This window comes from Nonomuraea sp. NPDC004580 (genome assembly GCF_040609855.1).
GTDB classification, from domain to species: domain Bacteria; phylum Actinomycetota; class Actinomycetes; order Streptosporangiales; family Streptosporangiaceae; genus Nonomuraea; species Nonomuraea salmonea.
Genome location: NZ_JBEXLH010000017.1, coordinates 99,294 through 112,949, shown reverse-complemented (window position 1 = coordinate 112,949; position 13,656 = coordinate 99,294). Strand labels below are relative to the sequence as shown.

General features: G+C 72.5%; 12 protein-coding genes. 8 read left to right on the top strand and 4 right to left on the bottom strand.

The window, feature by feature from the left end; translation table 11 throughout:
* Positions 1–4: 4 nt before the first annotated feature.
* Both ABZW11_RS19930 and ABZW11_RS19925 read right to left on the bottom strand, forming a co-directional pair.
* Complete coding sequence (locus tag ABZW11_RS19930; protein ID WP_355419041.1) at positions 5–1,252, bottom strand: RuBisCO large subunit C-terminal-like domain-containing protein; 1,248 nt, start codon at positions 1,250–1,252, stop codon at positions 5–7.
* Positions 1,245–1,895 (bottom strand): aspartate/glutamate racemase family protein, encoded by a 651-nt coding sequence (locus tag ABZW11_RS19925; RefSeq protein ID WP_355419039.1) that lies wholly within the window; start codon positions 1,893–1,895, stop codon positions 1,245–1,247. Before ABZW11_RS19925 ends, ABZW11_RS19930 begins: the two co-directional genes overlap by 8 nt.
* Before the next feature lie 204 nt (positions 1,896–2,099).
* Here ABZW11_RS19925 and ABZW11_RS19920 point away from each other — a divergent pair, with 204 nt between their 5' ends.
* Genes ABZW11_RS19920 through ABZW11_RS19895 form a run of 6 tightly spaced genes read left to right on the top strand, consistent with a single transcriptional unit; the run spans position 2,100 to position 7,568 of the window.
* Positions 2,100–2,816: a FadR/GntR family transcriptional regulator gene (locus ABZW11_RS19920; RefSeq protein ID WP_355419037.1), complete on the top strand. Its 717-nt coding sequence runs from the start codon at positions 2,100–2,102 to the stop codon at positions 2,814–2,816.
* Positions 2,817–2,833: 17 nt separating this feature from the next.
* Positions 2,834–3,610, top strand: a complete 777-nt coding sequence (locus ABZW11_RS19915; protein ID WP_355419035.1) for an enoyl-CoA hydratase/isomerase family protein — start codon at positions 2,834–2,836, stop codon at positions 3,608–3,610.
* Position 3,611: 1 nt separating this feature from the next.
* A complete protein-coding gene (locus tag ABZW11_RS19910; protein ID WP_355419033.1) occupies positions 3,612–4,802 on the top strand; it encodes a CoA transferase in 1,191 nt (396 codons plus the stop codon).
* Positions 4,790–5,824, top strand: a complete 1,035-nt coding sequence (locus ABZW11_RS19905; RefSeq protein ID WP_355419031.1) for a hypothetical protein — start codon at positions 4,790–4,792, stop codon at positions 5,822–5,824. Before ABZW11_RS19910 ends, ABZW11_RS19905 begins: the two co-directional genes overlap by 13 nt.
* Positions 5,821–6,525 (top strand): SDR family oxidoreductase, encoded by a 705-nt coding sequence (locus ABZW11_RS19900; protein ID WP_355419029.1) that lies wholly within the window; start codon positions 5,821–5,823, stop codon positions 6,523–6,525. The genes ABZW11_RS19905 and ABZW11_RS19900 overlap by 4 nt, the downstream gene beginning before the upstream one ends.
* Positions 6,522–7,568, top strand: coding sequence for an aldose 1-epimerase family protein (locus ABZW11_RS19895; RefSeq protein ID WP_355419027.1), 1,047 nt, complete (start codon positions 6,522–6,524; stop codon positions 7,566–7,568). Before ABZW11_RS19900 ends, ABZW11_RS19895 begins: the two co-directional genes overlap by 4 nt.
* Here ABZW11_RS19895 and ABZW11_RS19890 read toward each other — a convergent pair.
* Positions 7,565–8,440 carry an amidohydrolase family protein gene (locus tag ABZW11_RS19890; RefSeq protein ID WP_355419025.1) on the bottom strand — a complete coding sequence of 292 codons (876 nt, stop codon included), beginning with the start codon at positions 8,438–8,440 and terminating at the stop codon, positions 7,565–7,567. The genes ABZW11_RS19895 and ABZW11_RS19890 overlap by 4 nt on opposite strands.
* A gap of 203 nt (positions 8,441–8,643) precedes the next feature.
* Here ABZW11_RS19890 and ABZW11_RS19885 point away from each other — a divergent pair, with 203 nt between their 5' ends.
* Positions 8,644–11,058, top strand: a complete 2,415-nt coding sequence (locus ABZW11_RS19885) for a glycoside hydrolase family 95 protein (RefSeq protein WP_355419023.1) — start codon at positions 8,644–8,646, stop codon at positions 11,056–11,058.
* Here ABZW11_RS19885 and ABZW11_RS19880 read toward each other — a convergent pair.
* The gene (locus tag ABZW11_RS19880) at positions 11,034–12,197 is read right to left on the bottom strand and encodes an FCD domain-containing protein (protein ID WP_355419021.1); all 1,164 of its coding nucleotides are present in this window, start codon (positions 12,195–12,197) and stop codon (positions 11,034–11,036) included. The two genes, ABZW11_RS19885 and ABZW11_RS19880, sit on opposite strands and share 25 nt — an antisense overlap.
* A 161-nt stretch (positions 12,198–12,358) precedes the next feature.
* Between ABZW11_RS19880 and ABZW11_RS19875 the strand changes: the two genes are divergently transcribed.
* Positions 12,359–13,630: an extracellular solute-binding protein gene (locus ABZW11_RS19875; RefSeq protein WP_355419019.1), complete on the top strand. Its 1,272-nt coding sequence runs from the start codon at positions 12,359–12,361 to the stop codon at positions 13,628–13,630.
* Positions 13,631–13,656 lie beyond the last annotated feature (26 nt).

Genomic DNA, 13,656 nt, shown 5'->3' with positions numbered 1-13,656 from the left:
TGCCTCATCGGGGGACCATTCCGCCGAAGTGGGTCAGGGCGCGGGTCAGTTCGGGGGTGTCTGCCTTCTCCAGGGGGGTGCCGGAGGTCGTCGCCCTCCAGGCTTGGCGGATGCTGGTCACCCCGGCGGCGGGGCCGTCGGGGTGGCCGAGGACGCCGCCACCGGCCAGGATCAGCAGGTCGTCCGTGCCCGTGCGGTCGAAGGTGACGGGGGCGGTGCCGGCCCATTGGGCGGAGGACAGGACGGGGAGGCAAGGGAAGCCGCCGAGCAGCGGTGTGCGGACGGCGGTGACCGTTGCGGCCACCTCGTCGTCGGTGACGTAGAACTTGCTGTGGAAGCCGCCGCAGTGCAGGTGGTCCACACCGGCCAGGCGCGCCAGTTTCTGGTAGGCGACGTACCCGATCCCCAGCCCGGGGTGCCGGGCGAGTGCTCCGATGCCGGTGACGTGGGCGTGGATGGGGACGCGGGCGTGGCGCCGCAGCATGGCGACGGACGGGAAACCGACGACGTTGAGGTTCACCATCACGCAGGTCCCGCCCGCGGCCACCACCAGGTCGTGGTTGCGCAGCATGCGGTCGGGCTCGTCGCTGATGTTGAAGGCGTACATGGGCCGCCGCCCGGTACGCCGTTCGACCTCGTCGAGCGCCCCGGTGACGGCCTTGACCCGCTGGGCGAGCGGCGCGGGCGGGCAGTCGGCGTTGACCTCGTCGTCCTTGATGAAGTCGGCCCCGGCCAGCCCCAGCTCGCGCACGAGCGGCACGTAGTCGGCGGGCCGCAGCCCGACGTTGGGCTTGACGATGGTGCCGATGAGCACCCCGTCGGGCCGCCCGACGAGCCCCCTGGTGCCCTCGACGGCGTACGCGGCCGGCAGGTACGCCGCCCCGAACGCGGCGGGCAGCTCCAGGTCGACGAGCTTGAGCCCGGCCGCCTCGCGCAGCTCGTAGAGGTTGCCGGCGACGACGGGCAGCAGGTTCGTCAGCGAAGGCCCGGTGTTCTCCAGGGGAAACCCGATGCGGACGAGCGCCGCCCGCAGCGGCCCGTCACCGCGCGCCCCTGGCAGCGGCTCGGCGATGGGCGGCGGGACCTCGGTGATGTCCAGCACGACGGCGCCGTGCCGGGCGCGCAGCTCGTCGGTCTCGCCGGCGACGCTGACGAACGTCCCGGTGCTCTGCTCGCCGGCGATCGCGCCGACCGCCTGGTCGAGCGGCAGCCGGGTGACGACCTGGTACGTGGCGACGGTCAGCTCACGCATGCAGCTCCTTAGCGAGGTGCTCCATGGCCAGGGGCGGGCTGGCCAGGATGGGCACGGGCGAGACGACGGCGTCCGCGACCCGAGCCATGGACGCCTGGGCGAGCACGATGACGTCCACCTCCCCGGCCAGCTCGGTGAGCGCGGCGGCGACGCGGGCGTCGTGGGTGGCGGCGTCGCCGCTCATCAGCGCCTCGAACGCGCCCTCGCACAGCCGGGCGGTGAGCGTGACGCCGGCTCCTGCCGCTTCGGCGCGGCGGCGTACGAGGTCGGCGGTGGGGTCGAGGGTGGTGGCGAGGGTGGCGATGACGCCGATCCTGCGCCCGATGGCGACGGCGCGGTCGGCCATGGGCCGGTCCACGCGGGTGACGGGCACGCCGGTCAGCGGCTCCGCTGCCTCGACGGCGGCGCCGATGGAGGAGCAGGTGACCAGGATGCGGTCGGCGCCCGCCGCCTCGGCGGAGGCGATGTGCCCGGCGACGCGGCGCGCGGTGCCGGGGGTGAGGCGCCCGGCGGTGACGGTGTTCTTGATCAGGCTGTCGTCGACGATGTTGAACGTCTCGACGCCCGGCAGGTGCCGCGCGCACAGGTCGGCGAAGACCGGCACGAGCGTGGCCGAGGTGTGGATGAGTCCCAGGGTCGTCATGGCCGCTCCCTCGCGAACGGAGGTGGGGGTGGGTCGAGGTCGGCAGATGTCGGGAGATGTCGGTTGGCGCCTCACGGCGGCTACCAGCCTCACGGCAAGCTACTACCGGACCGCGGCTCTGTGAAGACTTCATCAGATGAAACTCGAACTTCATCTGATGAAGGGTCTAGGAATTCGGCCGGGCTCGGGATAGCGTGCGGGTCCGTGGCTACTGATCCCCGCAGTGACGCGGCCCGGCACGTCCAGGTCGTACGCGCGCTCGGCGCCCGCATCGTCAACGGCGAGCTGGCGCCAGGCACCTCCATCCCCATCGAGGAGGAGCTGGTCGGCGAGCTGGGCGTGGGCCGCTCGGCGGTGCGCGAGGGCGTGAAGGTGCTGGCCGGCAAGGGCCTGCTGGAGACCAGGAGGAGCGCGGGCACGATCGTGCGGCCCCGCGAGTCGTGGAGCCTGCTCGACGCCGACGTGCTGAGCTGGCGGTTCGAGCCCGAGCCGCGCCCCGAGGACATCCGGGTGCTGGCCGACCTGCGGGTCGCGCTGGAGCCCGGCGCCGCGAGGGTGGCCGCCGAGCGGGCCGACGCGGCGGCGTTGCGCCGCATCGACGAGGCCCTGGCCGCGCTGTACGCCACGGCCGACGACCCCGAGCCGTTCATCGAGGCCGACCTGGCCTTCCACCAGGCGGTGTTCGCCGCCGCCGACAACGACCTGCTGCTCTACCTCTACGACATGATCAGCATCGCCCTGCGGTCCGTGCGCCAGGTGCACACCCGCTCGGTGGCGCACAACAAGGAAACGCTGCCCAACCACGAGCGCGTGGCCCAGGCCATCAGGCGCCGCCACCACCGCAAGGCCGAGGAGGCCATGCGCACGGTGGTCGAGGTGGCCCGCGCCGACGCCGAACAGCACGTACGTCTCTGCTGCTAGAAATTCTGCTGCTAGAAATGAGCCTCCCCTTGGACGTCCTCATCGACGTCGACGGCCCGGTGGCCGTCGTCACCCTCAACCGACCCGCCAAGCTCAACGCCATCACCCCCGACATGGCCGCAGCGCTGCGCGCCTGCCTGACCAGGGTGGACGCCGACCCGCAGATCAGGGTGGCCGTCCTGACGGGCGCGGGCGAGCGCTCGTTCTGCGTCGGCAGCGACATCCGCGAGCTGGACGAGTACGCGACGCCGTGGGAGTTCCGCAACCGCGGCGACTACGGCGACGCCGTCCGTGCGCTGCGCAAGCCGATCATCGCGGCGATCAACGGTTACGCCTACGGCGGCGGCCTGGAGCTGGCGCTGGCCTGCGACATCCGGCTGGCGTCCGAGACGGCGACGTTCGCCGCGCCGGAGATCAAGCTGGGCTGGATCGGCGGCAGCGGCCAGTCGGCGCTGCTCGCGCACGCGGTGGGCCCCAGCAACGCGGCCACGATGCTGCTGACCGGCGACCCGATCGACGCCGCCCGCGCGTTGTCGTGGGGCCTGGTCACCGAGGTGTACCCGCCCGGGGCGCTGGCCGCGGCGGCCAAGGAGCTGGCCGCCACCATCGCCAGGCGCCCGCCGATCGCCGCGCAGACCGCCAAGTCCAACCTGGGCGCCGCCTACTCGATGCCGCTCGACCAGGCCATCAGGTACGAGCGCGACCTGCAGACCGTCTGCTTCGCCACGGCCGACGCCGCCGAGGGCAGGGCCGCGTTCGCCGCCCGCCGCGAGCCCGTCTTCGAGGGGCGCTGACATGGGCGTGCTCGACGGCTACCGGGTGATCGACCTGTCCATCGCGATGGCGGGGCCGCTGGCCGCGATGCGGCTCGGCGACCTCGGCGCCGACGTGGTCAAGGTGGAGCCGGTCACGGGCGAGTGGCAGCGCCACGCCCCGGCGGGCGGCGCGACCGGCAACAAGGTCAACGCCTCGTTCCTGTCGCTCAACCGCAACAAGCGCAGCCTCGCGGTGAACCTCAAGTCCGAGGCGGGCCGCGAGATCGTGCACCGGCTGGCCGCGACGGCCGACGTGTTCCTGCAGAACTACCGGCCGGGCGTGGCCGAGCGGCTGGGCATGGACCACGACACGATCAGCGGGCTCAACCCGTCCATCGTGTACGTCTCCATGTCCGGCTACGGCGAGACCGGGCCCTATGCCGCCCGCCCAGGCCAGGACCTGCTGCTGCAGGCCATGAGCGGGGCCATGCTGAGCACGGGCAGGGAGGGCGACCCGCCGGCGCCCGCGGGCTCGTACGCGATCGACGCCATCACCGCCTACAGCGCCTTCGAGGGCGCGCTGGCCGCGCTGCTGCACCGTGAGCGGACCGGCGAGGGCCAGCGGGTGAGCGTGAACATGCTGGACGCGGCGGTCGCCGTGCAGATGCAGGAGCTTTCGATCTTCACGGTCGGCAAGGTGCCGCAGCGGCGCGGCCGTGAGCCGCACGGCCACACCTACATCAGGGCCCCGTACGGCGTCTTCGCCACGAAGGACGGCTACGTCGCGCTCGGCATGCCGCGGCTCGACGGACTGGCCTTGGCGCTCGATCTGCCCGAGCTGGCCGCGATGGACGGCGACGCCGACGGCCACACCAGACGCGACGAGATCACCGCGCTGGTGGCGTCCCGGCTGCCCGAGCGCACGACGGAGGAGTGGCTGGAGATCTTCGCCCGCCACGACCTGTGGGCGGGCCCGGTGTACGGCTACGCCGACCTGGTCGCCGACCCGCAGGTCGAGCACAACGGCTCGTTCGTCACCTACGAGCACCGCACCGAGGGCACGGTCACCACGCCCGGCTTCCCCTACGGCCTCAGCGCCGCCCCACCGGAGGTGCGCAGGGGCGCGCCGCTGGTGGGCGAGCACACCAGGGAGCTGCTCGCGGAGCTCGGCTACCCGGCCGAGCGCACCGCCGAGCTGGTGGCGGAGGGCGTGCTGGCATGCGAGGACTGACCTGGGACCATCCGCGCGGGTACGCGCCGCTGGAGCGGCTGACCCGGCTCGACCAGGCGGGCGAGCACCCGTACGGGCGGGTGCCCGAGCCGATCAGGTGGGACAGGCAGCCCCTGGAGGGGTTCGAGTCCGAGCCGATCGCGACGCTGGCCGAGACGTACGACGTGCTGGTGATCGACCATCCAGGGCTGGGCGCGGCGGTGGACGCGCTGGTGCCGATGGAGGAGCTGTTCGCCCCTGAGGAGCTGGCCGGGCTGCGGTTCGCGGGCCGGTCCTGGGAGAGCTACCGGCTGGACGGCCGCCAGTGGGCGCTGCCGCTGGACGCCGCGGCCCAGGTGGCCGCCGCCCGGCAGGGCCTGCGGGTGCCGGGCACCTGGCCCGAGGTGGCCGCGCAGGCGCGGGGCGCGCGGATGGCCCTGTGCCTCGGCGGGCCGCACGCGTTCCTCATGTTCTGCGCGCTGACCTGCGGCGAGTTCCTGGACGAGGCGGCCGGCGAGCGGGCGCTGGAGCTGATGGCCGAGCTGCTGGCGCACGCGGACCGCGAGGTGTCGCTGCTCAACCCGATCGGCGTGCTGGACGCGATCGCGGCGGGCCGGATCGACTGGTGTCCCCTGCTGTACGGCTACGTCACGTACCCGCTGGCCTTCTCCGACGCGCCCGCCTGGCCCGGCGGTCCGCCCGGCAGCGTGCTGGGCGGCACCGGCCTCGCGGTCTCGCGCCGCGCCCTGGACAAGCGGGAGCCGGTGCGGACGCACCTGCTGCGGCTGACGTCGGAGCCGGTGCAGGCCGGGCTGTTCCCCGCCACCGGCGGGCAGCCGGCCGCGCACTCCGTCTGGGAGAACGGCGACGGCTTCTACCGCGACACCCGCGCGACGCTGGAGGCCGCCTGGATCAGGCCGCGCTTCCCCGGCTACATCGAGCGGCAGCGGCGCTCGTCCGCGATCGTCCGCGACGGGCTGCTGGCCGGGACACCGCCCCGGCGCCTGCTGAAGGACCTGCACGAGGAATGGAGGACGACATGACCACGGCGCTCGTCACGGGAGCCGCGGGCGCGCTCGGCGGCGCGATCGTGCGCCGCCTGACCGCCGACGGCCACCGGGTGGCGGCACTCGACGTCGACGCGGGCGGCCTGTCCGGCGCGCTCAACCTGAAGACCGACCTGCGCGACCCGGCCGCGATCGAGGCGGCGTTCGCCGAGACGGCCGAGCGGCTCGGCCCGGTCGGCATCCTGGTCAACAACGCCGCCGTCTACCCGGCCAGGCCGTTCCTCGAGATGCCGCCCGCCGAGTACGACGAGGTGGTGGCGGTCAACCAGCGCGCCTACTGGCTGTGCGCGCAGCACGCCGCCCGGCACATGCTCGGCCTCGGCGGGGGCGCGATCGTCAACGTCGCCTCGATCACCATGCACGGCGGCTGGTCCGACCTGGCCGCGTACGTCTCGACCAAGGGCGCGGCGGCGGCGCTCACCCGGGCGCTGGCCCGCGAGCTGGGCCCGCGCGAGATCAGGGTCAACTGCGTCTCGCCCGGCGCGTTCCCGACGGCGGCCGAGGAGATCCACGAGGACCTGGAGGCGTACAACCGCATGGTGCTGGAGCGGCAGGCGCTGCAGCGGCGTGGCACGCCGGACGAGCTGGCCGCCGTGGTGTCGTTCCTGACCGGCCCCGACGCCTCCTTCGTCACGGGCCAGACCATCGAAGTCAACGGAGGGTGGGTGATGGCATGATGCCGAACCGCGGCCGGCTGGCCGAGCTGACGGGCGATCTGAGCGCGGCCGGCGGGGTCCGGCTGGTGACGCTGGGCGACGGCGTCGAGCGCGGCATCAGGACGCTGGAGTTCCGCACCGGCTCCGGGCTGGCGTTCGACGTGCTGGTGGACCGGTGCATGGACATCGGGCACGCCGAACACGCCGGGCGCGCCTTCGGCTGGCGCTCACCCACCGGCTTCCGGCACCCGGGGCTGCACGAGAACAACGACGAGGACGGGCTGTCGTGGCTGCGCTCGTTCTCGGGGCTGATCGTGACGGCCGGGCTCGACCACACGCTGTTCGGCGGCGACGTGCCCGCCGGGGGTTACCGGTATCCGCCGCGCGCGTCCGTACGGCACGGGCTGCACGGCCGGGCCGGTAACCTGCCCGCGCGGCTGACCGGCTACGGCGAGCGGTGGGACGGCGAGCGCTGCGTGCTGTGGGCGGAGGGCGAGATGCGGCAGGCCGCGGTGTTCGCCGAGAACCTGCGGCTGGTCCGCCGGATCGAGGCCGACCTGGGCGGCGACGAGATCCGGCTGACCGACACGGTGACCAACGCCGGGTTCGAGCCGACGCCGCACATGTACCTGTACCACATCAATCTGGGCTGGCCGCTGCTCGACGAGGGCGCCAGGCTGGAGGCCGACGTCCGCGAGACGCTGTGGCAGAGCGACAGCGTCGCCGAGCAGAAGGCCGACCACGTCGTCTTCCCCGGGCCGGCGCCGGGGTTCGTGGAGCAGGTGTACGAGCACGCGCTGGTGCCGCGCTCCGACGGCCTGCACCGAGTGGCCGTGGTCAACGACCGGATCGGCATGCGGGTGGCCGTCGAGTGGCGGGCGGCGGAGTTCCCGTACTTCTTCGAGTGGCTGAACCTGCGCTCGGGCAACTACGCGGTCGGTCTTGAGCCCTCCACCCACCACGTGGCGGGCGACGCTGCGGCCCGCCAGGACGGCAGCATGATCTGGCTGGGCCCGCAGGAGTCGCGCAGCTACCACACGACGTTCAGGGTGGAGGCCGCCTAGATCTTGTACGCGCGGCGGGCGGTCCCGGCGAAGACGGCGGCCCGCTCGTCCTCCGACAGGCCGGCGCACAGCTCGTCGGCGGCCGCCACGACCTGGTCGTAGCGGGCGGCGAGCAGGCAGACCGGCCAGTCGGAGCCGAACATCACCCGCTCGGGCCCGAACGCCTCCAGCACGGTCTCGGCGTACGGCCGCAGGTCGGACACCCGCCAGGACGTGCGGCCGGCCTCGTTGAGGGCCTCGTTGACGGCTTCGGTGGCTGCTTCGGTGACTGCTTCAGTGACCATGCCGGACAGCTTGCAGTAGACGTTCGGGTACGCGGCCAGCTCCCTGACGTGGCCGCGCCACGGCTCCAGCTCGCCGCTCGCGATCGGCGGCTTGGACAGGTGGTCGAGCACGAACGTCAGCTGGGGCAGCGCGGCCACCGTCCTGATCGCGGAAGGGAGCTGGTGCGGCAGCGTGAGCAGGTCGTAGGCGAGCCCGGCGGCGGCCACGTCGGCCAGCCCGCGGCGCACGCCTGGCCGGTCGAGCCAGGCCGGGTCGGGCTCGGACTGCACGCCGTGGCGCACGCCCACGAGCCCCGGCGGCAGCGCGGCCAGCGTGTCGGCGACGCCCGGCGCGGTGAGGTCGATCCATCCGACCACGCCGGCGACCAGCTCGGACGCGGCTGCGAGCGCGAGGAACTCGCGGGTCTCGTCCAGGTCGGGCAGCACCTGCACGAGCACCGTGCGGGTCACGCCGGCCGCCGCGGCGTGCCCGGCGAGGTCGTCCAGCGTGTACGTGCGCCGCACCGGCGCCATCGGCTCGGGGTCGAGCCAGGCGTGCGGGCGGGCCGCCAGGTCCCAGACGTGGTGGTGGGCGTCGATACGGCTCACGGCTTTTCCTCCGATGTTTCAACGAAATTACGCCGGGTCTGGACAGATATCGGCAGTGTGACGTAAAGATACATCCCATGTATAGGGCGATTCTCGCCCTTGGCTCGTGCGCACGGCAGTGCGCACCCGGCACTGACCCCGGGCAGCCGGCTCGTCGCCCCCGGGCGAGCGTCCATCCCCCACCCCACCGAACAGGAGCAACCGTGACCAACGACGGCTACACGCGCCGAGGCGTGCTCGCGACCGGTCTGACGGCCGCCGCCGGATCCCTGCTCGTGAACGGCGTCGCGGCCGGCCCCGCCTGGGCCGCCGCCGGCGACGACGCCCTGACCCTCTGGTACACCCGCCCGGCCGCCCAGTGGCTGGAGGCGCTGCCCGTCGGCTGCGGCCGGCTGGGCGCGATGGTCTTCGGCGGCGTGGCCACAGAACGGCTCCAGCTCAACGAGGACAGCATCTGGGCCGGCGGCCCGCACACCTACGACAACCCCGAGGCGCTGGCCGCGCTCCCCCAGATCCGGCAGTGGGTGTGGGAGGACAAGTGGAAGGCGGCCCAGAACCTGGCCGACCAGAAGTTCCTCGGGCAGCCCAGCGAGCAGGCGCCGTACCAGGTGCTCGGCGACCTGACGCTGACCTTCCCCGGTTCCGACGAGTTCACCGACTACCGCCGCGAGCTGGACCTGACCACCGCCGTCACCTCCGTGAGCTTCGTGCGCGACGGCGTGCGGCACACCCGGGAGGTCCTCGCGAGCAACCCCGACCAGGTCATCGTGGTCCGGCTCAGCGCCGACAAGCCGGGCTCGGTGACGTTCCAGGCCGCCTTCACCAGCCCGCAGAACGTCACCTCCTCGGCGGCCGGGCACGACACGATCGCGCTCGACGGCGTCAGCGGCGACACCCAGGGGCTGAAGGGCGAGGTGCGCTTCCGTGCCCTGGCCAAGGCGGAGGCCAAGCGCGGCACCGTGCGCACCGAGGGCGGCACGCTGTCGGTCGAGGGCGCCGACGAGGTCACCCTGCTCATCTCCATGGGCTCCAGCTACCGCAGCTACCGGGACGTCGGCGGTGACCCCGCCGAGGTGGCCGGGCGGTATCTCAAGCGGGCGAGCGGGCAGCCGTACGAGGTGCTGCGGCGCAAGCACGTACGCGACTACCAGGAGCTGTTCGGCCGGGTGTCGATCGACCTCGGCACGTCCGACGCGGCCGCGCTGCCGACCGACGAGCGCATCGCCCGCAAGCAGCTCGACACCGACCCGCAGCTCGCCGCGCTCTACTTCCAGTACGGCCGCTACCTGCTCATCTCCTCCTCCCGCTCCCCCGGCCACGCGGCCAACCTCCAGGGCGTCTGGAACGACTCGCTGACCCCGGCCTGGGAGTCGAAGTACACGATCAACATCAACCTGGAGATGAACTACTGGCCGGCCGCACCGGGCAACCTCATCGAGTGCATGGACCCGCTCTTCGACCTCATCAAGGACCTGTCGGAGACGGGGGCGAAAACCGCGAAGACGCAGTACGGCGCCAAGGGCTGGGTCGCCCACCACAACACCGACGGCTGGCGCGGCACCGCGCCGGTGGACTTCGCCTTCTACGGCGTCTGGCCGACCGGCGGCGCCTGGCTCTGCCTGACCCTGTGGGAGCACTACCTCTACACCGGCGACGAGCGGCGGCTGCGCGAGCACTTCCCGCTGATCAAGGGCTCTGTGGAGTTCTTCCTCGACACGCTGCAGACCGACCCCGGGTCCGGCTACCTGGTGACGAACCCGTCGCACTCCCCGGAGGTCGGCCACCACGAGGACGACGGCGAGAACGTCAGCATCTGCGCGGGCCCGACCATGGACATGCAGATCCTGCGCGAGCTGTTCGGGGCCTTCGCCGAGGCGTCGGAGGTGCTCGGGGCCGAGCCGGAGCTGGCGGCCAAGGCGTCGGAGGCGCGCGGGCGGCTCGTCCCCAACCAGATCGGGCACCTCGGGCAGATCCAGGAGTGGCAGGAGGACTACCGGGGCGACGCGGCGCTGTCGCGCAGCCGGCACATCTCCCACCTGTGGGGGCTGTTCCCCGCGCACCAGATCGACCCCAGGCTCTCGCCGGAGCTGGCCCAGGCCGCGCGGCGGACGCTGGAGCTGCGCGGCGAGGCGGGCGCCGGGTGGTCGCTGGCCTGGAAGATCAACTTTTGGGCGCGGCTGCTGGACTCGGCCGAGGCGTACAAGCGGCTGTCGAACCTGCTGGTGCCCGCGCGGACCGCCCCCAACATGTTCGACCTGCACCCGCCGTTCCAGATCGACGGGAACTTCGGCGGCACCTCGGGCATCACCGAGATGCTGCTGCAGAGCCACGCCGACCAGGTGCACCTGCTGCCCGCCCTGCCCGCCGCCTGGCCGGCCGGGTCCTACCGGGGGCTGCGGGCCCGTGGCGGGTTCGAGGTGGACGTGGAGTGGGCCGGTGGCGCGCTGCGGCGCGGCCGGATCAGGTCGGACCTCGGGCGGCGGCTGACGCTGCGCACGGCGGGCCCTGTGACGGTCACCGAGCACGGCCGGCCGGTCAAGACCGAGCGGCCGGAACCGAACGTGATCGTGCTGAACACCCGCCGCGGCGCCACCTACGAGGTCGCCCCGTCCATCTGAACCACCCCGTCCGCCCGAACCACCCCATCTGCCCGAATCACACCATCTGTCTGAACCATCACGGCGTCGCCCGCACCTGCCGCGTTCTTGGGGCGGGTGCGGGAGGCCTCGCCACGGGCGTGGGCGGCGAACAGGCGGGCGGCCTCCTCGGGGTCGCCCGCGGCCAGCGCCGCGACCAGGTCGTCGTGGTGACCGGCCATCGCGCCCCAGTCGCCGTCGTAGAGCGGGTTGCCCACGACGTGCAGGCTCCACAGGTTCGACTCGATCGTCCGCCACAGCCGCAGCAGGAAGGAGTTTCCGCAGGCCGCGCAGACCCGGCGGTGGAAGGCGAGGTCGGCGTCGCGGAAGGCGCCGATGTCGCCGTCGCGCGCCGCCTTGCGCATGGCCAGCACGTCGGCCGAGAGCTGGCGCAACGTCTCGGGCTGGATGCGGGCAGCCGCGCCTCGTGCGGCATACTCCTCCAGCAACACCCTGATGTCGCGAACCTCCCGGGCCTGCTCGTCCGAGATCTCGGCGACGTAGCTGCCCCGGTTCGGATAGGAGATGACCAGGCCCTCGTGCGCCAGCCGCTTGATCGCCTCACGTGCCGGTGCCTGGCTGGTGCCGACCCGGCGGGCGATCTCGGCTTCCACCAGGCGCTGCCCGGCCGTCAGCTCGCCGGAGACGATCCAGCCGCGCAGCAGCGCGTAGACGCGGTCGGACAGCAGCTCTCTGGGCAGCAGGCGGGCGGCGGGCGGCGCGATCTGCTGCTCCTGCCAGATGCGCGCCACCGTGGACTGCGAGAGGCCGAGCTGGGCGGCCATCGTCCTGGTGGACGGCACGGCGGCGCCGTCGGCCGCGGCGGCGATGACCCGCTCGGCCTCCTGCCGCTCGGGGCTGCGCGGGCGGCCCGGCCTGGGCGCGTCGTCGAGCCCGTCGATGCCGCGCTCGACGAAGCGGGCCCGCCACTTGGCGACCGTGGCGGGACTCACGCCGAGCCTGCTCGCGATCTCCTTGCGGGGCAGCCCCTCGGCACAGGCCAGGACGATGCGGCTGCGCAGCGCCGTCCCCTTGGCCGGCTCGCGCGCGGCCCACTCCCGCAGCGTGGCGAGCTCCTCGTCGCCCACCACCAGCCGCTTGTCGTCATCGGGTGCGTTCACGGGCCCACTTTAACGTACTTATGACTCAGTAAGCCGCTAGAAACGTTTTTGTAGCGTCACATATCCCCTTGACGACCCCATGTGACCAACGTATTAAATAATCGCTAATCGAGTACCGACCCATTAAAAGGCGTCGCAGATCTCGCCCCCTTGGAGGTGCGATGCGTTCCCCCCGACCGTCCCTCGCCCTATCGGCCCTCGGCTGCCTGCTCGTCCTGACCGGCTGCGGCGGGGGCGGCTTCGCCGGCGACTCCCAGGCGCAGCAGAACGAGGACGGCCAGGTCACCGTCCGGATGCTGGTGAACATCAGCCCGAACCTCACCCAGACGTACTGGGAGGGCCTGGTCAAGCCGTTCGAGCAGGCCAACCCCGGCATCGACGTCAAGATCGAGGCGCCGACCGGCAAGGGCGTGGCCGACACGCTGCCGCAGCAGCTCGCCGCAGGCAACGCACCCGACGTGGTGGAGACGCTGATGGCCGACGAGACGCTGGCCCAGCAGCTTCTCGACCTGAGCGACCAGCCGTGGGCCAAGGACACGCCGCTCGCCGAGCAGGCCAAGCTGGGCGGCAGGATCTACACCGTCGGCGTCGGCGTGCAGGCCCAGTCGCTGGTCTTCTACAACAAGGCCGCGTTCGAGAAGGCGGGCATCAAGGAGCCGCCGACCACGTTCGACGAGTTCGACGCCGCCATGGGCAAGCTCAAGGACGCGGGCTACCTGCCGCTGCAGACCGGCGGCGACTTCCTCACCGGGCTGCAGGTGCTGCAGCTGTCCAACCCCAGCAGGGCGCAGCTGCATCCCACCTGGCAGCAGGACGTCAAGGCGGGCAAGATCAAGGCGGGCGAGTCGCTGCTGCCCTACCTGGAGCGCTACCGCACCTGGATCGACAAGGGGTACGTCGACAAGAACGCGCTCGGCATGAAGTACGCCGACGCCGAGACGAATTTCCTGTCCGGCAAATCCGGCATGTACGTCATGGGGAGCTGGTTCACCGCCACCGAGGCCAAGGCCGAGAAGGACTTCGAGGTCGGCGTCTTCCCCGCCCCGGTCGACAAGGGCCAGACCTACCCGGGGCCGCAGGGCGCGACACTGGCGGCCCCGTACATGATCCTCAAGTCCACCCCCAACAAGGACGCCGCGCTCAAGCTCGTCCAGTGGCTCGTCACCGACCCCGGGGCGGTCAAGAGCCAGCTCGCCCAGGACGGCAACTTCCGCACCGGCGTCGAGCGCGCGTTCACCCCGCTGGAGAAGCAGGTCCAGGAGATCCTCGACCAGGCGCCGCAGGGCGTCCCGCAGGGTGAGGGCTACGGCGACGCCACCCTGCCCAAGGGCTTCAACGCCGCGTGGAACACCGAGGTCCAGGGCCTGTACGTGGGCAAGTCACCCAAGGAGGTCGCGGAGGGCGTGGACCGCTGGGTGGCCGGCAAGTCATGACGCTCACCCGGGAGGCACCCCCGACC